Here is a 22,685-nt window from a genome sequence, read left to right on the forward strand (position 1 = left end):
CCGCATCTCGAGGGATAGTCTTTTGCGGCACAGGTCTTTTGGGCGATGCGTGATGAGCCGGTCCAGGGAAGCGGCATCCGATGGCTGAAACAGTCTGCGCTGCAGAAATTTCAGACTGAACGCGGATTCGTTTCCAGTTGCACCTACCGTGCTTCACCGAAATCCATTGCGACGCGCCAAACTAACGTGTGAGCTTGCTAACTCTCCCGGCGAACAATCTCGAGTCGAAAGCCGTCCACACGACCGGCGAACCGGCTGAAAACCGGTGGTGCAGCTCACAAAAACTGTGTGTTTTGACTCACCATCGCCACGCACCGGCGAAGTACTGACGTGGGCGTCGAAGTTACGGGTGACCAGCGGGATCAGTCCGATCAACTGTCGTGACCGCCGCGCGGCAGGACGCGGCCGGCGGCGTGTCTCGAGGTGACGAGTGCCGCGCACTTCTCGTACGGTCCCTCTCGACCTGAAAAGGCGAACAAATAATCGAAACCACGGACCCGCGTGTGAGCGGGGGCTGCGGACGGCGACGACGCCGCCGTGCGGCCGCCGGGCAACTGCCCGGTGTTGGCTGATGCCCCGGCTGTCGTGCCTGATCGAGACGGCGCGATTCGAAGTATCCAAGCTGCCGTAATCCGGCAACAGCCCATATCGCTGGGCTTGCTTCGGCGTGCGCACCCGCGAAAGGAACGATCTTGAAGGACGTCCGCCAGACGCTTCGCAAAGCCGCGCTCACCGCGGTGCTTGCCTCGACCCCGTTGATGTTGACCAACGCGATCGCCGCCGCTGACTTCGAGCGGGTGACCCCGAACGCGCCGTCGGCTCCGGTCGAGCAGGCCGGCTTTGCGCCGGCACCGGCCGCACCTCCCGCCGGCGACGCGCCGGACGCGGCACCAATTGCCGAGATGGCTCCCGCGCCTGCTCCTGAGGCGCCTGCCCCGGCTCCCGAGGCTCCGGCTCCTGCACCAGAAGCGCCTGCCCCGGCTCCTGAAGCTCCGGCTCCTGCTCCTGAGGCTCCCGCCCCGGCCCCTGAGGCTCCTGCGCCCGCTCCTGAAGCGCCGGCTCCCGCTCCTGAGGCTCCCGCGCCTGCACCTGAGGCGCCGGCTCCGGCTCCAGAAGCCGCACCGGACGATGCCCCCGCGCCCAAGCGCGTGTACAGCGTCAACTGGGACGCGATCGCCGCATGCGAGTCCGGCGGCAACTGGTCCATCAGCACCGGCAACGGTTACACCGGTGGCCTGCAGTTCACGTCGAGCACCTGGCACGCCAACGGCGGATCGGGTTCGGCCAACGGAGCCAGCCGGGAGGAGCAGATCCGGGTGGCCGAGAACGTGCTGCACTCGCAGGGCATCGGCGCCTGGCCGGTCTGCGGCCGTCGCGGCTGACAACGAATACCCACTGACGGCGGTGGCCGGGCTCACGCCCGCCACCGCCGTTGGCGTCGTGGCGGCCAGAGGTGTTAACAACGACTCATGACCGCTACGGCATTCGACAACCTCGACGACTATCTGACGCTGCCGCGCGTGTCCGGCCTGGCCCTGTCGGCCGACGGATCGCGGGTGGTGGCCACGGTGTCCGCGCTCAGCGACAAGCGCAACGAGTACGTCAGCGCAATTTGGGAGCTTGATCCGGCCGGTGTCCGCCCCGCGAAACAACTGACCCGCAGCCCCAACGGAGAGTCGGCGCCGACTTTTGCTGCCGACAACGACCTGCTGTTCCTCTCGTCGCGCCCGACCGCAGACTCCACCGACGACAAGCCTCCCGCCTCCCTGTGGCGGCTGCCGGCGGGCGGCGGCGAGGCGGTCGAGGTCTGCCATACGCCGGGCGGTATCACCGCGGTGCATGCTGCCCGCGGCGCCGACACGACGGTCATCGGGACCGCATTGCTGCCGGCGGCCCGAGACGTCGACGACGACAAGCGCCTTCGCGAGTTGCGTAAAGACGCCGCTGTCACGGCGGTCCTGCACACCGGTTATCCAGTTCGGTTCTGGAACAAGGACATTGGCCCGGATGAGCTCCATCTGCTGGACGCCAGCGGAAAGCGCGACCTGACGCCGAGTCCGGGCACGGCTCTGCTCGAAGCCGGCTTCGACGTCAGTTCCGACGGAAGTTTTCTGGTCACGACGTGGCGGGTGCGTGGCCCCGGCCCGGCCCAGCGTTCGGTGCTCGTGCGCATCGAGCTGGCATCAGGCGAAAGCCGGGTGATTGCCGACGATCCGGATGCCAGTTTCGAGCAACCGGTGATCTCGCCGGACGGATCGGCGGTCGCCTTCACCCGTGACACCATCTCGACCCCGTTACAAGCGCCACGAATGACGTTGCAGCACTTGCGTTTCGGCGAAGCACGGCAACCGATTGCCGAGGAGTGGGACCGCCGGCCCAGTTCGCTGACCTGGTCCGACGACGGCACCGCACTGATCGTCACCGCCGATCAGAACGGACGCGCGCCGGTGTTCGCCGTCGACGTGGCGACCTCGACGGTCACCCAACTCACCGACGACGACTTCGGCTACGTCAACGTTGTCGCTGCGCCCGGCGGTGTGCTGTATGCGTTGCGCAGTTCGTATGCGGCACCGCCACATCCGGTGCGCATCGATCCCGGCGGTGCTGTGGTTCCGCTCCCGTGCGTCGAGTTGCCAACGCTTCCAGGCGCATTGACAGAAGTGGCGACGACGACTGCCGACGGGACAACGGTCCGGTCCTGGCTGGTGTTGCCGGACAGCGAGGCGCCGGCCCCGTTGCTGCTGTGGGTCCACGGCGGCCCCTTGGGCAGCTGGAACAGCTGGACATGGCGCTGGAATCCGTGGCTGATGGCGGCGCGCGGGTATGGGGTGCTGCTGCCGGATCCGGCGCTGTCGACCGGTTACGGCCAGGACTTCATCCAGCGCGGCTGGGGCGCCTGGGGCGGGCCTCCGTTCGACGATTTGATGGCCGCCACCGACGCGGCGCTGGAGCACCCGCGTATCGACGCGACCCGGACCGCGGCGATGGGCGGGTCATTCGGCGGATACATGGCCAACTGGATCGCAGGCCACACCAACCGCTTCGCCGCGATCGTCACACACGCCAGCTTGTGGGCACTCGACCAGTTCGGGCCGACCACCGACACGGCCTATTACTGGCGACGCGAGATGACGCCGGAGATGACCGCCGCGAACTCGCCGCACCACTTCGTCGGCAACATCAGCACTCCGATGCTGGTGATCCACGGCGACAAGGACTATCGCGTTCCGATCGGTGAGGGTTTGCGGCTGTGGTACGAGCTGCTGGCGAACTCGGCGCTGCCAGCCGGCGACGACGGCAGCAGTCCGCACCGGTTCCTGTATTTCCCCACCGAGGACCACTGGGTCCTTGCGCCGCAACACACCAAGGTCTGGTATCAAACGGTGTTCGCCTTCCTGGCCGAGCACGTGCTCGGGGAGAGCGCTGACTGGCCCGAGGCGCTCGGAGTACCGTCGCGCCAGTGAGTTCAACACGGGAATACGACATCGTCTTGTACGGGGCGACCGGCTTCGTGGGCAAGCTGACGGCCCAATATCTGGCCCGGGTCGGCGGAAGCGCGCGGATCGCGCTGGCCGGACGGTCGGCCGACCGGCTCATGGCGATCCGGGACACGCTAGGGGAGTCGGCCCAGTCCTGGCAGCTCCTGACCGCGGATGCGTCCAAGCCTGCGACCCTGGATGAGATGGCCGCCCAGACGCAGGTCGTGGTCACCACGGTCGGGCCCTACAGCAAGTACGGTCTTCCGGTTGTCGCAGCCTGCGCCGCGGCGGGCACCGATTACGCGGACCTGACCGGCGAGCCGCCGTTCATCCGCGAGAGCATCGACCTGTACCACAAGCAGGCCCAGGACACCGGTGCCCGCATCGTCCACGCCTGCGGATTCGATTCCATCCCTTCGGATCTCACCGTCTACGCGCTGTATCGGCGAGCCATCGAAGACGGTGCGGGTGAACTCGTCAAGACCGATTTCGTGGTCCGTTCGATGGCGGGTGGAATTTCCGGCGGGACTGTCGCCTCCGGATTGGAAGTGATGGACACCATCTCCCGGGATCCGGATGCACGTCGCCAATTCGCCGATCCCTACACGCTGAGCCCGGACCGCGCCGCAGAACCCGAACTCGGTCCGCAACCCGACCTGCCGCGGCGCCGTGGTCGCCAGATCGCCCCGGAGCTGACCGGATTGTGGACCGCGGGATTCATGATGGCGGGCCCCAATACGCGAATCGTCCGGCGCAGCAACGCCTTACAAGACTGGGCTTACGGCCGGCGGTTCCAGTACGCCGAGCATCTGAGCGTCGGGTCCTCGGTGGCGGCGCCGGTCGTCGCAGCAGCCGTCAGCGGGATCGGTAACGCGGTGACGGCACTGGGCAGCCGGTATTTCCGCTACCTGCCCCGCACGCTGGTCGACCGGGCGATGCCCAAACCCGGCACCGGGCCCAGCGAAGCCGTCCGCGAGCGGGGCCACTACAAGGTCGAGACGTACACCAAGACCACGTCCGGCGCCCGGTACGTGGCCACCATGGCCCAAAGCGGCGACCCGGGTTACAAGGCGACCGCGGTGTTGCTCGGCGAGAGCGGGCTGGCACTGGCGCTGGATCGGGAAGCCCTGTCTGACCTACGTGGCGTGTTGACGCCCGCGGCGGCAATGGGTGACGCGTTACTGGGACGATTCCCGGACGCCGAGGTGGCCCTCGAGACCGCCCGGCTGATGCACCGCTGAGCTACGGATCAGCTCTGGAAAGAACCCCTGTCGGACAAGATCAGCTGGACTAGTGTCGAAAAGAATCGCACCATCCCAGCGACGTTAGGTGGACGGGTCCATGGCTGGCCTAGAAGATCTGCTGTCTCAGATTCCCACGAGTGACATCGCCCGCAAGCTCGGTGCCGACGAAGGCGAAGTCAACAAGGCGGTGCAACTGCTGGTGCCTGTGCTCGTCGGCGGGCTGCAAGAGAATGCGCAGCACCCCGAGCACGCCAGCAGCATCGAGTCAGCGGCCGACAATCACGCGGCCAGCGGATTGCTCGACGGGGGCGTGAGCCTCGATCACGTCAACGACGCCGACGGCTCGCAGGCCATCGCAAAGATCTTCGGCGGCAACGACGCCGGGCAGGTCGCCAGCGCACTGGCCGGCGGTGGCGGTGGCAACAGCGACCTGCTCAAGCAGTTGCTGCCGATCCTGGCGCCGATCGTGCTCGCCTACATCGGCAAGCAACTCGGCCAGAAGACCGAACCGGCCAAACCGGAGGCATCCTCCGGCGGAGCGCTCAACGACGTGCTGGGCAGCATCCTCGGCGGGATGGCCGGTGGCAACAAGTCGTTGGGCACCGTGCTGGGCGATGCGCTGGGCGCCAAGGCGGGCGACATCCTCGGCGGGTTGTTCGGCAACAAGAAGTAGGCCTCACATTTTGGACCTCCCGTGACGGGCGGTGTTCGTCGCATGCGTCAGGGCTTTCTAGACTTGACGCGTGACCACAAGCCCAGAACGCACCGCTGACTCGCGGGCAGTAGACCTGCCCAAGGCGTGGGATCCGGGCGCGGTAGAGAGCGCGATCTATCAGCGCTGGCTGGATGCCGGCTATTTCACCGCGGATCCGGCGAGTGGCAAGCCGGCGTACTCGATCCTGCTGCCGCCGCCCAACGTCAACGGCACGCTGCACATGGGCCATGCGCTCGACCACACTTTGATGGACGCCCTGACCCGCCGCAAGCGCATGCAGGGCTACGAGGTGTTGTGGCAACCCGGCATGGACCACGCCGGAATCGCGGTCCAGATCGCCGTCGAAAAGCAACTCGCGCTCGAAGGCAAGAGCAAAGAAGATCTCGGCCGGGAGCTGTTCGTCGACAAGGTCTGGGACTGGAAGCGTGAGACCGGCGGAAACATCGGCTGGCAGATGCGTGCACTCGGCGACGGGGTCGACTGGGCACGGGACCGTTTCACCATGGACGACGGGCTCTCGCGCGCAGTCCGGACCATCTTCAAGCAGCTGTACGACGCCGGCCTGATCTACCAGGCCGAACGACTGGTCAACTGGTCGCCGGTGCTGGAGACGGCGATCTCCGACATCGAGGTCACCTACGAAGACGTCGAGGGCGAGCTGGTGTCGTTCCGGTACGGCTCGATGAACGACGACGAGCCGCACATCGTCGTCGCCACGACCCGGCTCGAGACCATGCTGGGGGACACCGCGATCGCTGTGCACCCCGACGACGACCGCTACCGCCACCTGGTCGGCCAGACCCTGCCGCATCCGTTCGTCGAACGTGGCATCGTGATTGTCGCCGACAGCCATGTCGACCCCGAATTCGGCACGGGCGCAGTCAAAGTGACCCCGGCCCACGACCCCAACGACTTCGAGATCGGGATGCGGCACCAGCTGCCGATGCCCACGATGCTGGACACCAAGGGCCGCATCGCCGACACCGGAACGAAGTTCGACGGGCAGGACCGGTTCGAGGCGCGGGTGACGATCCGCGAGGAGCTGGCCGCGCAGGGGCGCATCGTCGCCGAGAAGCGGCCGTACCTGCACAGCGTCGGGCATTCCGAGCGCAGCGGTGAGCCGATCGAGCCGCGACTGTCGCTGCAGTGGTGGGTCAAGGTCGAATCCCTGGCCAAGGCCGCCGGGGATGCCGTCCGCAACGGCGACACCGTGATTCACCCCAAATCCCTCGAGCCGCGCTGGTTCGCCTGGGTCGACGACATGCGCGACTGGTGTATCTCGCGGCAGCTGTGGTGGGGCCACCGCATCCCGATCTGGCACGGACCCGACGGGCAGAAAGTCTGTGTCGGCCCGGACGAGACTCCGCCCGATGGCTGGGAGCAGGACCCCGACGTGCTCGACACCTGGTTCTCGTCGGGGCTGTGGCCGTTCTCCACACTGGGCTGGCCGGACCGCACACCCGAGATCGAGAAGTTCTATCCGACAACCGTTCTGGTCACCGGTTACGACATCATCTTCTTCTGGGTGGCCCGGATGATGATGTTCGGCACCTTCGTCGGCGGTGACGACGTGATCACGCTGGACGGCGCCCGGGGCCAGCAGGTGCCGTTCCAGAATGTCTTTCTGCACGGCCTGATTCGCGACGAGTTCGGCCGCAAGATGAGCAAGTCCAAGGGCAACGGGATCGATCCGCTGGAATGGGTCGAGTCGTTCGGAGCCGACGCGCTGCGCTTCACCCTCGCCCGCGGCGCCAGCCCCGGCGGCGACCTGTCCATCGGCGAGGACGCCGCGCGCGCGTCGCGCAACTTCGCCACCAAGCTGTTCAACGCCACCCGCTTCGCGATGATGAACGGCGCAGCGCTCGCACCGCTGCCGGCACTCGACGAACTCACCGATGCCGACCGCTGGATTCTGGGCCGGCTGGAAGAGGTTCGCGCCGAAGTAGATTCGGCGTTCGACAGCTACGAGTTCAGCCGAGCCTGCGAGTCGCTGTACCACTTCGCCTGGGACGAGTTCTGCGACTGGTACCTGGAGTTGGCCAAGGTGCAGCTGTCGAACCCCGCTGACCCCCTGGCCGCGTCCACCACCGCGGTGCTCGCCGCGGTGCTCGACGCACTGCTCAAGCTGCTGCACCCGGTCATCCCGTTCGTCACCGAGACGCTGTGGAAGAACCTGACCGGCGGCGAGTCCGTCGTGGTCGCAGAATGGCCGCAGACCTCCGGTATTGCGCTGGAAAGCACTGCGGCGCAACGAATCGCCGACATGCAGAAGCTGGTCACCGAGATTCGGAGATTCCGCAGCGACCAGGGACTGGCCGACCGGCAGCGGGTTCCGGCCCGACTGTCCGGCGTCGACACCGCGGATCTGAGCACGCAGATCAGCGCCGTGACATCGCTGGCCTGGCTGACCGAACCCCCGTCCGACTTCACCCCGTCGGCCTCGTTGGAAGTCGGCCTCAAAGGCGGCATCGTGGTCGTCGAGCTGGACACCTCGGGCACCATCGACGTGGTTGCCGAACGTCGGCGTCTGGAGAAGGACCTGGCCGCCGCGGAGAAGGAATTGGCCTCCACCACAGCGAAATTGGGCAACGCGGATTTCATGGCGAAGGCACCCGAGGCGGTTGTCGAGAAACAGCGTGAGCGGCAGCGGTTGGCGCGCGAGGAAGCTGAGCGGATCACCGCCAGGTTGGCCGGGCTCAAGTGACCCTGGAGCCGGAGTCCGACGACTACGACTACGACCACGACCATGTCCACCCCGTCGAGGCCGTTCCGACCCCGGATGAAATCGCGGCTCTGCTGCAGGTCGAGCACCTGCTCGACCAACGCTGGCCGGAGACGAAGATCGAGCCCAGCCTGGACCGCATCTCGGCGCTGATGGACCTACTGGGTTCCCCGCAACGCAGCTACCCGTCGATCCACATCGCCGGCACCAACGGCAAGACCTCGGTGGCGCGGATGGTGGACGCCCTGCTGACCGCGCTTCAGCGCCGAACCGGCCGCACCACCAGTCCGCATCTCCAGTCGGCGGTCGAGCGCATCGCGATCGACGGAAAGCCGATCAGCCCAGCAACTTACGTCGACACCTACACCGAACTCGAACCGTTCGTGCAGATGATCGACCAGCAGTCTCAGGCCGCGGGCGGTCCGGCGATGAGCAAGTTCGAGGTGCTCACCGCGATGGCGTACGCGGCTTTTGCCGACGCTCCGATCGACGTCGGTGTCATCGAGGTCGGCCTGGGCGGACGTTGGGACGCCACCAACGTGATCGACGCGCCGGTCGCGGTGATCACCCCGATCAGCGTCGACCACGTCGAATTTCTCGGCGACGACATCGCAGGCATCGCGGCCGAGAAAGCCGGCATCATCCACCGGGCCGAAGACGGCGCACCGGACACCGTGGCGGTCATCGGCCGTCAGGTGCCGGCAGCCATGGAGGTGGTGCTCGCGCAGACGGTGCGTGCGGATGCCGCTGTCGCACGTGAGGATTCGGAGTTTGCAGTGCTGAATCGCCAGGTGGCGATCGGTGGACAGCTGCTGGAGTTGCAGGGTCTCGGCGGGGTGTACTCCGAGGTATTTCTCCCGCTGCACGGCGAACACCAGGCACACAATGCGGCGCTCGCCCTGGCCGCCGTCGAGGCGTTCTTCGGCGCCGGCCCACATCGCCAGCTCGACATCGACGCGGTGCGGGCCGGGTTCGCCGCCGCGGTCAGTCCCGGCCGACTCGAGCGGATGCGCAGCGCGCCTACGGTATTCGTCGACGCTGCGCACAACCCGGCGGGTGCGGCGGCACTGGCCCAGACGCTGGCCGAGGAATTCGACTTCCGGTTCCTGGTCGGCGTGCTCAGCGTGATGCAGGAGAAGGACGTCGGCGGCATCCTTGGCGCACTCGAGCCGGTGTTCGATCAGATCGTGGTGACGCACAACGGATCACCGCGAGCCTTGGACGTCGAGACGCTGGCGCTGACCGCGCAGCAGTATTTCGGGCCCGACCGGGTGCTCACCGCCGAGAACCTGCGCGACGCGATCGACACCGCCACCGCGTTGGTCGACGAAGCCGACGCCGAAGACGAGTCGTTATCGGGCACCGGCATCGTGATCACCGGCTCGGTGGTCACCGCGGGCGCGGCGCGCACGTTGTTCGGTCGTGATCCGGCGTGACCACACCTGACCGGCCCGGCCCGCCGCCGGAGACGCCAAAACCCGATCCGTGGAAGAGCTTTCGCGGTGTCACGGCTGGCACGCTGATCCTCGAGGTGATCGTGGTGCTGCTCGCGCTGCCGGTGGTCGGGGCGGTCGGCGGCGGACTGCACGCCGGCGCGTTGACGTATCTGCTCGGTCTGACCGCGATCCTCATCGTCCTGTCGGGGCTGCAGGGCCGTACCTGGGCGATCTGGGCGGACCTCGCCGTGCAGGTGATCCCGATCGCCGGCTTCCTGGTTTATCCGGGTATCGGCGTGATCGGGCTGATCTTCGCCGCGGTCTGGGCACTGATCGTTTACGTCCGATCAGAAGTGCTGCGACGCGAGCGACTCGGTCTGCTTCCCGGCCAGGACGGACCGCCCGACTGATCCAGTACGCTGTCCGCCGTGACGAGCGCTGAGCAGACTCTGTTGTTGATCAAGCCCGATGGCGTCGAGCGTCGCCTGGTGGGTGAAATCCTTGGTCGCGTCGAGCGCAAGGGTCTGACCATCGCGGCCCTGGAGTTGCGGACCGTCAGCGAAGAGCTGGCCAAGAACCATTACGCCGAGCACGACGGCAAGCCGTTCTTCGGCTCGCTGGTCGAGTTCATCACGTCGTCGCCGCTGGTAGCGGCCATCGTCGAGGGCCCGCGAGCGATCGCTGCCATCCGGCAGCTGGCCGGCGGCACCGACCCGGTGGAAAAGGCGCTGCCCGGCACCATCCGTGGCGATTTCGGGTTGGAAACGCAGTTCAACCTGGTGCACGGCTCCGATTCACCGGAGTCCGCGGAGCGCGAAATCGCGCTCTGGTTCTCCCACGTTTGATAACGGGTCGGCGCACTTGGTCCGGCCCGGCACATCGGTATGGGATACTGAGTGGCGGGTGAACGTCGCCGGGCCGGCATAGGAACGTCGACAGACTCCCGGATGAAGACTTTGACAAGCGCGACCACCGCGACCCGCGGCGCGGCTGTCCAGCCATCATTCAGACCGGCACCGAGTGTGTTCGACCCGAACTGCTCGGGGCAAGACCATCACAAGCCCGGGAGGAAGTGACCCGGGTACATAGCGAAGCCCTCGCGTGGCCGCGTCGTTTGACGCGCCCGGGGGCTTGAGGAGAATTCGTGACAAACGGTGGCCCATTCTCAGAAGTCCCAGAAGAGTCGTCGCAGCCTGAAGACCTGCCAGAACGGTTGAGGGTGCATTCCCTGGCGCGAGCGCTGGGAACCACCAGCCGGCAGGTGCTCGATGCGCTGATCGAGCTCGACGGGCGGGTTCGCAGCGCGCACTCGACCGTCGAACGCGTCGACGCCGTCCGCGTGCGCGACCTGCTGGCCAACGCCCCGGCGACCGTCGCCAGCGCCCCCGCGACCGTCGCCGCGCCGATCGCGACGGACGCCTCCGGCGCTAACGGCGAGGCGGGAGAGCCCGAGTCGCGGCTGATGCTGGAGACCGCGCCCGCCGAGCGTCCGGAATACATGCCGCTGTTCGTGGCGCCCCAGCCGGTCGAGCGGGTGGAGACGCCCAAAAAAGCCGACGACTCCGCCGAGGCAGAGGCCGAACCCGACGACGACGACGATGATGACGACGACCTCGACGGTGACGGCGACGGCGACGACGACCAGGCTGACCGCCCGGCCAACCGCCGGCGTCGCCGCGGACGCCGTGGCCGTGGCCGCGGTCGCGGCGAGCAGAACGGCGCCGAGAACGGCGAAGGCGGCAAATCGGACCCGTCGGCTGACTCCGGCGACGATTCGGACGACGACTCCGATGAGGAGTCCGACGATTCCGATTCCGGAGACGACGACAACGGCTCCGGCGACGGAGCCACCAAGCGCCGTCGGCGCCGGCGCCGGCGCAAGTCCGGCTCTGGCGACGACTCCGACGAGAGCGCGTCCCCTGACGATCCGCCCAACACCGTCGTGCACGAGCGGGCGCCCCGGGCCAAGAACAAATCCGACTCCGGCAGCAACGAGATCCAGGGCATCGACGGCTCGACCCGGCTCGAAGCCAAACGGCAGCGCCGCCGCGACGGCCGCGACGCCGGACGCCGCCGCCCGCCGGTCCTGACCGAGGCCGAATTCCTGGCCCGCCGTGAAGCGGTCGACCGGGTCATGGTGGTCCGCGACAAGGACCGCACCGAACCGCCGCACCCCGGCAGCCGCTACACCCAGATCGCGGTGCTCGAAGACGGCATTGTCGTCGAACACTTCGTCACCAGCGCGGCCTCCGCGTCGCTGGTGGGCAACATCTACCTGGGCATCGTGCAGAACGTGCTGCCGTCGATGGAGGCGGCATTCGTCGACATCGGCCGCGGCCGCAACGGCGTGCTCTACGCCGGTGAGGTGAACTGGGAGGCCGCCGGCCTCGGCGGGTCCAACCGCAAGATCGAGCAGGCGCTCAAGCCTGGCGACTACGTCGTCGTCCAGGTCAGCAAGGATCCGGTCGGTCACAAGGGTGCCCGACTCACCACCCAGGTTTCACTGGCCGGCCGCTATCTGGTCTACGTGCCGGGTGCCTCCTCGACCGGCATCAGCCGCAAACTGCCCGACACCGAACGCCAGCGGCTCAAAGAGATCCTGCGCGAGGTCGTCCCGTCCGACGCCGGCGTGATCATCCGGACCGCGTCCGAGGGCGTCAAAGAGGAAGACATCCGCTCCGACGTCAACCGTCTGCAGGAGCGGTGGACCGAGATCGCCGAGCGTGCGCAGCAGACCAAGGAGAAGGCCGCCGGTGCCGCCGTCGCGCTCTACGAGGAGCCCGACGTCCTGGTCAAGGTCATCCGCGACCTGTTCAACGAAGACTTCGGCAAGCTCGTCGTCTCCGGCGACGACGCCTGGGTGACGATCAACGACTATGTGAATTCGGTTGCGCCCGAGCTTGTTTCAAAGCTGGAGAAGTACGAGTCGGCCGCGCAGGACGGTCCCGACGTGTTCGCGGTGCACCGCATCGACGAGCAGCTGGCCAAGGCGATGGACCGCAAGGTCTGGCTGCCCTCCGGTGGCACGTTGGTGATCGACCGGACCGAGGCGATGACGATCGTCGACGTCAACACCGGGAAGTTCACCGGCTCGGGCGGCAACCTCGAACAGACCGTCACCAAGAACAACCTCGAGGCCGCCGAAGAGACCGTGCGCCAGCTACGGCTGCGCGACATCGGCGGCATCATCGTCATCGACTTCATCGACATGGTCCTCGAGTCCAACCGGGACCTGGTGTTGCGGCGGCTGACCGAGGCGCTGGCCCGCGACCGGACCCGCCACCAGGTGTCCGAAGTGACCTCGCTGGGGTTGGTGCAGTTGACCCGTAAGAAGCTGGGGACCGGGCTGATCGAAGCCTTCTCCACGACGTGTCCGCACTGCAGCGGTCGCGGTATCACGCTGCACTCCGATCCGGTCGACTCGATCGCGGCGACCAGCCGCAAGACGGAGTCGGGTGGTGGTCGGCGCGGCCGACGCGGCAAGAAGGGCAAGAGCGAAGAGCCGCCGGTTGCCACCGTGCCGGTTCATGCGCCCGGTGAGCATCCGATGTTCAAGGCCATGGCCGCCGCAAACGGCGGACACGACGAGGACGACGAGTCCACGCCTGGGGACGACACCGAGATTCTGGCCGACGACCAGGGCCTCGCCGACGCCGAAACCGGTGAACAGCTGCACAAGCAGGTTGCGAAGGAGACGGCCGAAGAAGACCTCGACGACGACGACTTCGACGACGACTCGGATGACGACTCGGATGACGACGAAGACTCCGATGACGACGACGACACCGAGCAGGTCGATCTCGACGACGATGACGACCTCGATGAGGACGACGACCTCGACGACGAGGACGATGACGACGAGGACGACGACGACGAGGACGACGACGAGGACGACGACGACGAGGGGCACCAGGTCGCCGCGGTGACAGCGGGCCGACCTCGACGCCGCGCCGCGGCCCGCCCGGCCGGTCCGCCCGCCCACTGACGGACTGATCGGCCGGTTTGACCCTGTAGCCGCTGGTCACGTACCCTAGACCAGTTGTCGCCAGGCCCGCTGGCCTGCCAGGTGGGACAAGTAGCTGGCCGACACCCCCCGACAAGCCCGCGCACGCTTCACTCGCGCGCGCGAGACCAGCACGAAGAAGAGGTAGACGTAACCATGGCGACCTACGCAATCGTCAAGACCGGCGGTAAGCAGTACAAAGTTGCCGTCGGTGACGTCGTCAAGGTCGAGAAGCTCGACACCGAGCCCGGCGCCAGCGTGTCGCTGCCGGTGGCCCTGGTGGTCGACGGCGCCACCGTCACCTCTGAAGCGTCCGCGCTGGCCAAGGTTGCCGTCACCGGTGAGGTGCTCGAGCACACCAAGGGCCCCAAGATCCGCATCCACAAGTTCAAGAACAAGACCGGCTACCACAAGCGTCAGGGCCACCGTCAGCAGCTGACGGTCCTGAAGGTCACCGGAATCAAGTAGGAGGCGACAGACATGGCACACAAGAAGGGCGCTTCCAGCTCACGCAACGGGCGCGACTCGAACTCGCAGCGACTGGGCGTGAAGCGATTCGGCGGCCAGGTCGTCAAGGCCGGCGAGATCATCGTCCGCCAGCGCGGCACCCACTTCCACCCCGGCGTCAACGTCGGCCGCGGTGGCGACGACACCCTGTTCGCCAAGGCTGCCGGCGCTGTCGAGTTCGGCGTCAAGCGCGGCCGCAAGACGGTCAACATCGTCTTGGCCTCGCAACCGGAGTAGGTCTCTCTCGCGAGTGTGAAACCACTGCGAGATTGAGGCCGTTCCCTCGCAGCAGTCTCCACACTCGGCGATTGAAAGGACTCTCCGATGGCCCCTCGGTTTGTCGACCGCGTCGTCATCCACGCCCGCGCCGGCTCCGGTGGCAACGGGTGCGCATCGGTCCACCGCGAGAAATTCAAGCCCCTCGGCGGGCCCGACGGCGGCAACGGTGGCCGTGGTGGCAGCATCGTGCTGGTCGTCGACCCGCAGGTGCACACCTTGCTCGACTTCCACTTCCACCCGCACGTCGTGGCCGCATCCGGCAAGCAGGGGATGGGCGGCAACCGCTCCGGTGCTGCGGCTCCCGACCTCGAAATCAAGGTTCCCGACGGCACCGTCGTAGTCGACGAGGACGGCCGCATGCTGGCCGACCTGGTCGGCGTCGGCACTCGCTTCGAAGCGGCCGCCGGCGGTCGCGGTGGACTGGGCAACGCGGCGCTGGCGTCGCGGGCCCGCAAGGCTCCCGGATTCGCGCTGCTGGGCGAGAAGGGCGAGGAGCGGGACTTCACCCTCGAGCTCAAAACCGTCGCCGACGTCGGCCTGGTCGGGTTCCCGTCGGCGGGTAAGTCCTCTCTGGTGTCGACGATCTCGGCGGCCAAGCCCAAGATCGCCGACTACCCGTTCACCACGCTGGCGCCCAATCTCGGTGTGGTCTCGGCGGGGGAGCGCACGTTCACCGTCGCAGACGTGCCGGGCCTGATCCCGGGCGCCTCGCAGGGCCGCGGCCTCGGTCTGGACTTCCTGCGCCACATCGAGCGCTGCGCTGTGTTGGTGCACGTCGTGGATTGCGCGACTCTCGAACCCGGCCGCGACCCGATCTCCGACATCGACGCGCTGGAAGCCGAGCTGGCCGCCTACACGCCTACCCTGCAAGGGGATTCGACATTGGGCGACCTGATCGAGCGCCCACGAGCGGTGGTGCTCAACAAGATCGACGTTCCCGAGGCCCGCGAGATGGCCGAGTTCGTCCGCGACGAGATCGCCGAGCGTGGCTGGCCGGTGTTCACCGTGTCTACGGTGGCTCGAGAAGGGCTGCAGCCGTTGATCTTCGGGCTTGCTGACATGGTCACCGCCTATCAGGCCGCCCTGCCGGAGGTGGTACCGCGACGTCCGGTGATTCGTCCGGTGCCGGTCGACGAGTCCGGTTTCACGGTGGAATCCGACGGCCAGGGTGGATTCGTGGTCCGCGGCCGGCGGCCCGAACGCTGGATCTCGCAGACCAGCTTCGACAACGACGAGGCGGTCGGCTATCTCGGCGACCGGCTGGCCCGCCTGGGTGTCGAAGACGAGCTGATGAAACTGGGCGCCCGCCCCGGTTGCGCAGTCACCATCGGCGACGTCACCTTCGACTGGGAGCCGCTGACACCAGCCGGCGTCGACACTCTCATGACTCGACGCGGCACCGATACGCGTCTGGATCCGAACGATCGGATCGGCGCCGACGAGCGCAAGGCGGCACGCAAGCAGCGTCGTGAAAGCGGACCGAGTGAATAGTCCTGCGCGCGAGGCAGTTCGGACCGCGCGCAGCGTCGTCGTCAAGGTCGGCACCACCGCACTGACCACCCCGACCGGCATGTTCGACGCGAGCCGGCTGGCCGGGCTGGCCGATGCCATCGAAGCGCGGATGAAATCCGGTTCCGACGTCGTGATCGTGTCGTCGGGTGCGATCGCCGCGGGCATCGAACCGCTCGGGCTGAACAAGCGGCCCACCGACCTGGCCACCAAACAAGCCGCGGCCAGCGTCGGTCAGGTTGCCCTGGTCAACGCCTGGAGCACCGCGTTCGCCCGCTACCAGCGCAGCGTCGGCCAGGTGCTGCTGACCGCGCATGACGTCTCGATGCGGGTGCAGCACAACAACGCTCAGCGCACCCTCGACCGGCTGCGCGCGCTGCACGCGGTGGCAATCGTCAACGAGAACGACACGGTGGCCACCAACGAAATCCGGTTCGGCGACAACGACCGCCTTTCGGCTCTGGTGGCGCATCTGGTCGGCGCCGACGCACTGGTCCTGCTCAGCGACATCGACGGACTCTACGATTCCGACCCGCGTAAGTCCGACGAAAGTCGCTTCATCGCAGAGGTTTCCGGGCCGGACGATTTGGCCGGCGTGATTGCCGGGCAAGGCAGCCACCTGGGCACCGGCGGCATGGCATCCAAGCTTTCGTCGGCGTTGCTGGCCGCCGACGCCGGCGTTCCGGTGCTGTTGGCGGCCGCCGCCAACGCCGAGGCCGCCCTGGCGGACGCCTCGGTGGGCACCGTGTTCGCGCCGCGGCCCAGCCGGATGTCGGCGCGCCGGTTCTGGGTGCGCTACGCCGCGGAGTCCGCCGGCGCGCTGGCCCTGGACCAGGGCGCGGTGAATGCCGTTCTGGGTCAACGTCGCTCGCTGTTGGCCGCAGGTATCACTGCGCTGGACGGGCGTTTCCACGGCGGCGACGTCGTCGATCTGAACGGCCCGGACAAGGAGCTGGTGGCCCGCGGGGTAGTCGCTTACGATGCCGCCGAACTGGCCACCATGATCGGCCGGTCGACGTCCGAGCTTCCCGCCGAGCTACGTAGGCCCGCGGTGCACGCCGACGACCTCGTGGCCGTCTAGCCCCTAACTATTGGCACGAGATACAGTGCCCCCCAAGCTATCTCGGTCAGCGTCGCGGTCAGCTCGACGTCGTACTCCGGCGGTCTGCCGGGCAGATTCTGCTGACATGCTCGCTCGACCATCCAGCTGAGTGCGCTGGCCGTCGTCGCCGCGGGTAGCTCGCGGCGGATCGAGCCGTCGGCCTGGCCGTCCTCGATCACCTGTGTCAGCCGCTTCGAGATTCCGTCGAGCAGTTCGCGGTAGGTTGCCGCCACCTGCGGGTCGTAGCCCGCCATCTCGTTGAGTGCGACCAACACCGGCTGGTGTCGGCGGTAGCCGGCGACGATGCCGGCCATCGCGGCGCGGACATCGCCGGGATCGTGTCGCCAAGCCACGCCCCACCACAGTTCGGCGCTGTCGGAGAGGTCCCCGAACACCTGGCCGGCCAGCCGTCGCAGCAGGTCGCCCTTGTCCTCGAAATAAATGTAGAAGTTGGCCCGCGACATCCCCGCCTCGGTGGAGAGCCGGTCGACGCTGAGTTCGGTGAAGCTGGCGCCGTCGCGCATCAGTCGCTCGGTGGCGTCGAGCAGCCGGCGTTCGATCTGCTCGCGCCGCTCCTGCCGCTTGGCCTGCGGCTTGCGGGTTACTGACGGCATGGGCGACAGTATGACACCTTGACTAGACACTCTGTCTAGTTCTAGGGTCGTCGGTGTTCCGGAACTGTGACCGGTGTCATATCCGATGGAGGATCCGCTTATGACAGCGACGGCTGCCACCCCTCGCCCCTACGACCCCATCGACCTCTCCTCCCGCGCCTTCTGGTCGACCAGCGCGCAGGAGCGCGAGCAGGTGTTCGCGGAGCTGCGCGCCGACCGGCCGGTCAGCTGGCACCCGCCGGTCGAGGACGCGATACTGCCCGACCCCGACGATCCCGGGTACTGGGCTGTCACCCGCCGCGATGACATCGTGGCGATCAGCCGCGACAACGAGTCGTTCCTTTCGGGTAAAAGGGCGTCATGTTCGAAAACGTCCCCGAGGAGCTGCTCGAGGCGTCGCAGTCGTTCCTGGCGATGGATCCGCCCCGGCACACCTTCCTGCGCAAGCTCGTCAGCGCCGCGTTCACCCCACGGCAGGTCAGACGAATCGAGGACTCGATCCAGGCGAACGCCAAGACCATCGTCGAGGAGCTCAAAGACGCGGGCACCGGGGTCGATTTCGTCGAGCGCTGCGCCAAGGAGTTGCCGATCCGCACGCTCTCGGACATGGTCGGGATCCCCGAAGCCGAGCGGCAGAAGGTAGCGCACGCCGCCGACGCGATGGTCTCGTGGGCCGACCCGATCTATCTCAACGGCCGCCCGCCGTTGGAGGTGTTGTTCGAGGCACAGATGTACATCCATCAGGTGGCTTTCGGTCTGGCCGCCGAGCGCCGCGAAAATCCCGGTGACGACCTGCTCAGCGCCTTGGTCAACGCCGAGGTAGACGGCGATCGGCTGGCCGATGCCGATATCGCCGCCTTCTTCGTGTTGCTCGCGGTGGCCGGCAACGACACCACCCGCCAGACCACCAGCCATGCGTTGCGAGCCCTGACCGACTACCCCGACCAGCGGGCTTGGTTGTTGGAGGACTTCGACGACCGGATCGGCGGAGCCGTCGAGGAGTTCATCCGCTGGGCGACGCCGGTGATGACGTTCCGCCGCACGGCCGCAGAGGATGTGGAGATCGGCGGTCAGAGTGTGCGCGCCGGCGAGAAGGTGGTGATGTTCTATTCGTCGGGCAACTTCGACACCGACGTGTTCACCCATCCCGAGCGCCTCGACCTGAGTCGCAGCCCCAACCCGCATGTCGGTTTCGGTGGCGGCGGCGTGCACTTCTGCCTTGGCGCGAACCTGGCCAGGGCGCAGCTGCGGGCCATCTTCGGCGAGCTGCTGCACCAGCTGCCGGACATTCAGGCCGGAGACCCGGCATACCTGGCCGGCAACTTCATCCACGGCATCCGCAGCATGCCCTGCACGTTCTAGTCGACGGCCGCGGGGGCCAGCTCCTCGGTGAGCAGGGTCAGTAACTCTGAGCAGCCGCCCTCGACCTTGACGGTGGCCAGGTCGTCGCCGCGGGTCGGCCCGCGATTGATGATCGCGACCGGCATGCCGAGGGCCGCTGCGTGCCGTACGAAGCGGTAACCGGAGAACACCGTCAGTGACGAACCGGCCACCAGGAGCGCATCGGCATCCTCGACCATCGAAAATGCCTGCTGGACAATGTCTTTGGGCACGCTCTCGCCGAAGTACACGATGTTGGGCTTGAGCATGCCGCCGCAGGCTGGGCAGTCGACATAGCGGAACGATGCGGTGTCGTCGACGACGGCGTCTGCGTCGGGCGCGACAGCCAGGCCGCCGATCGCTTCGACGCGTTCGGTGAATCCGGGGTTCAGCGCATCCAGTTCTTGGCCCAGCGCCGCGCGGCTCATGGTGTGGCCACAGCTCAGGCAGACCACCTGCGCGTAAGTGCCATGCAGGTTGATCACGTGTGCGCTGCCGGCCTTGGTGTGCAGCAGGTCGACGTTCTGCGTGATCAAGCCGCTGACGACGCCGAGGTGCTCGAGCGCGGCCAAGGCCCGGTGACCGGCGTTGGGCCGGGTGTCGTCCATGTGCCGCCACCCGACGTGATTGCGGGCCCAGTACCGCTGGCGGAACACCGGGTCCGACGTGAACTGCCGGATCGTCATCGGGTTGCTCGGCGGTGAATCGGGGCCGCGGTAGTCGGGAATGCCGGAGTCGGTCGACATGCCCGCGCCGGTCAGCACCGCAACGCGGCGACCGGTGAGGGCAGCAACCAATTCGGGAGCTTCCGCATGCACTGCCGTCACCTCATCGAGGGTACGGATTCATCCAGGCGATCCGCTGTCGTCGCAGGCCGGCGCCCATAGCAGCGGCGACGCGACGGCGATTTCGTCACGGCGTGCGAATCACGGTGAGCCAAAGCGTTTACATGTATTCGATATGTGGAAGCTAGTTGGCCCATTCTGAAGGCTACTGTGAAAACTGTGGCGTTTGCCGGCTGCCCTGGTAGCCGGAAGGGGTTGGCGATCCGGTCAGTGGGGCTTTGCTCACGCTGCGGCGCATCGCGGGGAATGCGCTGATCGCATGGACCACTACCAGCGGTTGCCCGGTAGTCCTCCGAGCCCGGTGCGGTACCCCGGCTACGCCCCCGTGAGCTACATCCGGCTGCGTGGCAGCGGACCTTCCGTGGCTGTGGCCGAGAGAAAGGGGTAACGCAAATGCTCGACTTCGGAGCATTACCGCCCGAGGTGAATTCGGGCCGGCTGTACGCGGGTCCGGGCTCCGGCCCGATCATGGCGGCCTCATCCGCCTGGCAGGCTGTTGCAAGCCAATTAGACGGTGTCGCACAGGGTTACGGGGCCGTTGTGTCGGGTCTGCTGGGTGAGGCGTGGGCCGGCGGCGCCTCGGCTGCCATGGCGGCAGCAGCCACACCCTACGTCGAATGGATCGCGGCCGCGGCGGCACAGGCTGAGGAGACGGCCATGCAAGCGCGAGCGGCCGCGGCGGCCTACGAATCCGCCTTCGCCGCGACGGTGCCGCCGGCCCTGGTGGCCGCCAATCGCGCGCACTACACGGCCCTGGTGATGGCGAACATCTTCGGGCAGTACACGGCGCAAATTGCCGCTGACGAAGCCGCTTACGCGGAGATGTGGGCGCAGGATGCTCAGGCGATGTACGCCTATGCCGGATCGTCTTCGGCGGCAACCTCGTTGACGCCGTTCACCCGCCCTCCCGAAACGACAACGGCGACTGGGCAATCGGCGCAGAGCGCGGCCGTCGCCCAAGCTGCCGGGAATTCCGGTGCGACGCAAGCCCAGTCGAGCTTGTCCCGGCTGATGGCCGCCGTGCCGCAGCAGCTGCAGAACTTCGCGGCCGCCGCACCGGCAGCCGCACCGGCCGATCCGCTCGCCGATCCGGTGCTGACCGCGTTCAGTAACTTCAACACCCTGTCGGGTCCGACGAACCTCACTGCTGCACTGAGTCGTACGGCGACCAGTGCCGGCAGCTTCTTCACCGCGCTCTACCGGACCGGAATCCAGGCCGAGGACCTGCCCAAGATCGCCGAGGAGGGTGCGGGTGCGGCCGGTGCGGCGAACGCTGCCAGAGCCGGAGCGCAGGGATTGGGAGCCGCCGAGCAATCCGTGCTCGCGAGTGTCGGACAGGCGGAACCCATTGGGGGCCTTTCGGTCCCGCAGACATGGGCCTCGGCAACCCCGATCGCCAGTGCTGTCGAGACTCCGCAGTGGCTGTCGGAGGCGGATCTCGGAGCGGTCCCGGCGTCCTCGGAGATGGCCGGTGCGCCGGGTGCGGCGCCGATGTTGGGGATGGCCCAGCAGCCGGGCATGTGGTCGCGTCCGACCGTGAGCAACATCCTGCGGGTGCCGACGGGTCGCTTCAAGATGCCGCGTCCGTTCCAGGGTGGTTAGCCGAAACCGGTTGTGTTGCAGCGTTAGCGAATTCGCAGAGGGGATGTGATGTTTGATTTCGGGGTGCTGCCGCCCGAGATCAATTCGGCCAGGATGTACACCGGCCCGGGCTCGGGCCCGATGATGGCTGCGGCGGCGGCCTGGGACGCGCTGACCGCGCAACTGGAAACGTTCGCCGCCCGCTACTCCGCCATGGTGTCGGAGTTGCATGGGCAGAGCTGGTCCGGCGCATCCTCGGCGGCCATGGTGGCGGCTGCTGCGCCCTACGTGGCCTGGGTGAGCGCCACCGCTGCACAGGCCGGGCAGTCCGCGAGTCAGGCCCGCGCCGCCGCCGCCGGCTACGAGGCGGCGTTTTCGGCGACCGTCCCGCCGTTCGTCGTCGCGGCCAATCGCGCCCAACTGATGCTGCTGGTGGCGACCAATTTCTTCGGGCAGAACACGCCGGCCATCGCCGCCAACGAGATCGCCTACGCCGAGATGTGGGCACAGGACGCGGCGGCGATGTACACCTACGCCGCCACCGCGTCGTCGGCGACCGCACTGTCGCCCTTCGAGCAGCCACCGCAGACCACGAATCCGGCCGGATCGGCAGCACAGGCCGCGGTGACCTCGGATGCGGTGGGATCGGCGGCCGGGCAATCCGCGACCGAATTCGCCCAGTTGTTGGCGGCGGTCCCGCAGCAGTTGCAGGGCCTGGCCTCGGCCGGAGCGGGCAACGCCGTGGCGGCCGACGCCACCAGCTCGCCGATCATTGCCGCGTTCGAGACCTTCAACATCCTCACCGGGCCGCTGGTTCCGGCCTACCAAATACCGTTTGCAACGTTCCAAGCCGGACTTTTCGTCACTCAGCTGACCGAGAGCAAAGTCGAAAGCCAGCTGCTGCCCGCATTGGCGGCACCTCTGGACGGCGCCGCGGCGCAGGCTGCGCTGGAGTCGGGCCAGGTGCAGCCCGTGCTGGCCGGTGCGGGTCGCGCGGTCTCGGTGGGCGGCTTGTCCACTCCGCCGAATTGGACGCTGGCCTCGCAGAACAGCGCCGCGGTCGAGCCGGTGGAGGCGGCCGAGCCAGCTGTCCGGGTGTTGCCGCCGTGGGCGCAGGAGCCGGCGTCGGCGGGTCACACCGGTGTGCCGGCGATGGCCCCGTTGAACAACGCCGGTGCACGGCGCGGCGACAACACGGTGTTCCGGATGAGGGATCGCCGCTACCGGATGCCGCGTCCCGCTCCCGGCGGCTGACCGGGGTTCCGCTAC

General features: G+C 67.5%; 17 protein-coding genes and 1 pseudogene. 16 read left to right on the forward strand and 2 right to left on the reverse strand.

Features of this window, described 5'->3' with window-relative positions:
- The first annotated feature begins 692 nt into the window (after window positions 1-692).
- The 13 genes from CYU59_RS12760 to proB all read left to right on the forward strand — a co-directional run bounded on the left by CYU59_RS12760 (window position 693) and on the right by proB (window position 16,975).
- The gene (locus CYU59_RS12760) at window positions 693-1,382 is read left to right on the forward strand and encodes a transglycosylase family protein (RefSeq protein ID WP_292989913.1); all 690 of its coding nucleotides are present in this window, start codon (window positions 693-695) and stop codon (window positions 1,380-1,382) included.
- Between the two features lie 87 nt (window positions 1,383-1,469).
- Entirely contained in the window at window positions 1,470-3,464 is a 1,995-nt protein-coding gene (locus CYU59_RS12765; RefSeq protein ID WP_292989915.1) for a S9 family peptidase, read from the forward strand.
- On the forward strand, window positions 3,461-4,720 hold the full coding sequence (locus CYU59_RS12770) for a trans-acting enoyl reductase family protein (RefSeq protein WP_292989917.1): 1,260 nt from the start codon (window positions 3,461-3,463) through the stop codon (window positions 4,718-4,720). Before CYU59_RS12765 ends, CYU59_RS12770 begins: the two co-directional genes overlap by 4 nt.
- A 100-nt stretch (window positions 4,721-4,820) precedes the next feature.
- A complete protein-coding gene (locus CYU59_RS12775) occupies window positions 4,821-5,396 on the forward strand; it encodes a DUF937 domain-containing protein (RefSeq protein WP_292989919.1) in 576 nt (191 codons plus the stop codon).
- A gap of 70 nt (window positions 5,397-5,466) precedes the next feature.
- Window positions 5,467-8,142, forward strand: coding sequence for a valine--tRNA ligase (locus CYU59_RS12780; protein WP_292989921.1), 2,676 nt, complete (start codon window positions 5,467-5,469; stop codon window positions 8,140-8,142).
- A 2-nt stretch (window positions 8,143-8,144) separates the two neighbouring features.
- Window positions 8,145-9,596, forward strand: coding sequence for a folylpolyglutamate synthase/dihydrofolate synthase family protein (locus tag CYU59_RS12785; RefSeq protein WP_292990288.1), 1,452 nt, complete (start codon window positions 8,145-8,147; stop codon window positions 9,594-9,596).
- The gene (locus tag CYU59_RS12790; RefSeq protein WP_292989923.1) at window positions 9,593-10,006 is read left to right on the forward strand and encodes a DUF4233 domain-containing protein; all 414 of its coding nucleotides are present in this window, start codon (window positions 9,593-9,595) and stop codon (window positions 10,004-10,006) included. Before CYU59_RS12785 ends, CYU59_RS12790 begins: the two co-directional genes overlap by 4 nt.
- Before the next feature lie 18 nt (window positions 10,007-10,024).
- On the forward strand, window positions 10,025-10,441 hold the full coding sequence (gene ndk / locus CYU59_RS12795; protein ID WP_292989925.1) for a nucleoside-diphosphate kinase: 417 nt from the start codon (window positions 10,025-10,027) through the stop codon (window positions 10,439-10,441).
- 299 nt (window positions 10,442-10,740) lie between these two features.
- Window positions 10,741-13,581 (forward strand): Rne/Rng family ribonuclease, encoded by a 2,841-nt coding sequence (locus CYU59_RS12800; RefSeq protein ID WP_292989927.1) that lies wholly within the window; start codon window positions 10,741-10,743, stop codon window positions 13,579-13,581.
- 174 nt (window positions 13,582-13,755) lie between these two features.
- Window positions 13,756-14,067 (forward strand): 50S ribosomal protein L21, encoded by a 312-nt coding sequence (gene rplU / locus CYU59_RS12805; RefSeq protein WP_292989929.1) that lies wholly within the window; start codon window positions 13,756-13,758, stop codon window positions 14,065-14,067.
- A gap of 12 nt (window positions 14,068-14,079) precedes the next feature.
- Window positions 14,080-14,343: a 50S ribosomal protein L27 gene (gene rpmA, locus CYU59_RS12810; protein WP_292989931.1), complete on the forward strand. Its 264-nt coding sequence runs from the start codon at window positions 14,080-14,082 to the stop codon at window positions 14,341-14,343.
- Window positions 14,344-14,430: 87 nt separating this feature from the next.
- Window positions 14,431-15,876, forward strand: a complete 1,446-nt coding sequence (gene obgE / locus CYU59_RS12815) for a GTPase ObgE (protein ID WP_292989933.1) — start codon at window positions 14,431-14,433, stop codon at window positions 15,874-15,876.
- A complete protein-coding gene (gene proB / locus CYU59_RS12820; RefSeq protein ID WP_292989935.1) occupies window positions 15,869-16,975 on the forward strand; it encodes a glutamate 5-kinase in 1,107 nt (368 codons plus the stop codon). Before obgE ends, proB begins: the two co-directional genes overlap by 8 nt.
- Here proB and CYU59_RS12825 read toward each other — a convergent pair.
- The gene (locus CYU59_RS12825) at window positions 16,972-17,610 is read right to left on the reverse strand and encodes a TetR/AcrR family transcriptional regulator (RefSeq protein ID WP_292989937.1); all 639 of its coding nucleotides are present in this window, start codon (window positions 17,608-17,610) and stop codon (window positions 16,972-16,974) included. The genes proB and CYU59_RS12825 overlap by 4 nt on opposite strands.
- A 100-nt stretch (window positions 17,611-17,710) precedes the next feature.
- On the opposite strand from CYU59_RS12825, the pseudogene CYU59_RS12830 reads away from it, so the two are divergent.
- A pseudogene (locus tag CYU59_RS12830) lies at window positions 17,711-18,972 on the forward strand (cytochrome P450).
- Here the strand turns inward: CYU59_RS12830 and CYU59_RS12835 are convergent.
- Complete coding sequence (locus tag CYU59_RS12835; RefSeq protein ID WP_292989939.1) at window positions 18,969-19,817, reverse strand: NAD-dependent protein deacetylase; 849 nt, start codon at window positions 19,815-19,817, stop codon at window positions 18,969-18,971. The pseudogene CYU59_RS12830 and the gene CYU59_RS12835 overlap by 4 nt on opposite strands.
- Window positions 19,818-20,228: 411 nt before the next feature.
- Between CYU59_RS12835 and CYU59_RS12840 the strand changes: the two genes are divergently transcribed.
- Window positions 20,229-21,437, forward strand: coding sequence for a PPE family protein (locus tag CYU59_RS12840; protein ID WP_292989941.1), 1,209 nt, complete (start codon window positions 20,229-20,231; stop codon window positions 21,435-21,437).
- Window positions 21,438-21,485: 48 nt separating this feature from the next.
- Window positions 21,486-22,670: a PPE family protein gene (locus CYU59_RS12845; RefSeq protein ID WP_292989943.1), complete on the forward strand. Its 1,185-nt coding sequence runs from the start codon at window positions 21,486-21,488 to the stop codon at window positions 22,668-22,670.
- Window positions 22,671-22,685 lie beyond the last annotated feature (15 nt).

The sequence above is a fragment of the Mycobacterium sp. genome, assembly GCF_002863225.1.
Classification (GTDB): domain Bacteria; phylum Actinomycetota; class Actinomycetes; order Mycobacteriales; family Mycobacteriaceae; genus Mycobacterium.

Excerpts from the sequence above, each read along its gene's own strand:
- obgE (WP_292989933.1), top strand. The coding sequence starts at position 14,431 with ATGGCCCCTCGGTTTGTCGACCGCGTCGTCATCCACGCCCGCGCCGGC.
- CYU59_RS12775 (WP_292989919.1), top strand. The coding sequence starts at position 4,821 with ATGGCTGGCCTAGAAGATCTGCTGTCTCAGATTCCCACGAGTGACATC.
- rplU (WP_292989929.1), top strand. The coding sequence starts at position 13,756 with ATGGCGACCTACGCAATCGTCAAGACCGGCGGTAAGCAGTACAAAGTT.
- CYU59_RS12825 (WP_292989937.1), bottom strand. The coding sequence starts at position 17,610 with ATGCCGTCAGTAACCCGCAAGCCGCAGGCCAAGCGGCAGGAGCGGCGC.
- CYU59_RS12840 (WP_292989941.1), top strand. The coding sequence starts at position 20,229 with ATGCTCGACTTCGGAGCATTACCGCCCGAGGTGAATTCGGGCCGGCTG.
- CYU59_RS12845 (WP_292989943.1), top strand. The coding sequence starts at position 21,486 with ATGTTTGATTTCGGGGTGCTGCCGCCCGAGATCAATTCGGCCAGGATG.
- CYU59_RS12765 (WP_292989915.1), top strand. The coding sequence starts at position 1,470 with ATGACCGCTACGGCATTCGACAACCTCGACGACTATCTGACGCTGCCG.
- rpmA (WP_292989931.1), top strand. The coding sequence starts at position 14,080 with ATGGCACACAAGAAGGGCGCTTCCAGCTCACGCAACGGGCGCGACTCG.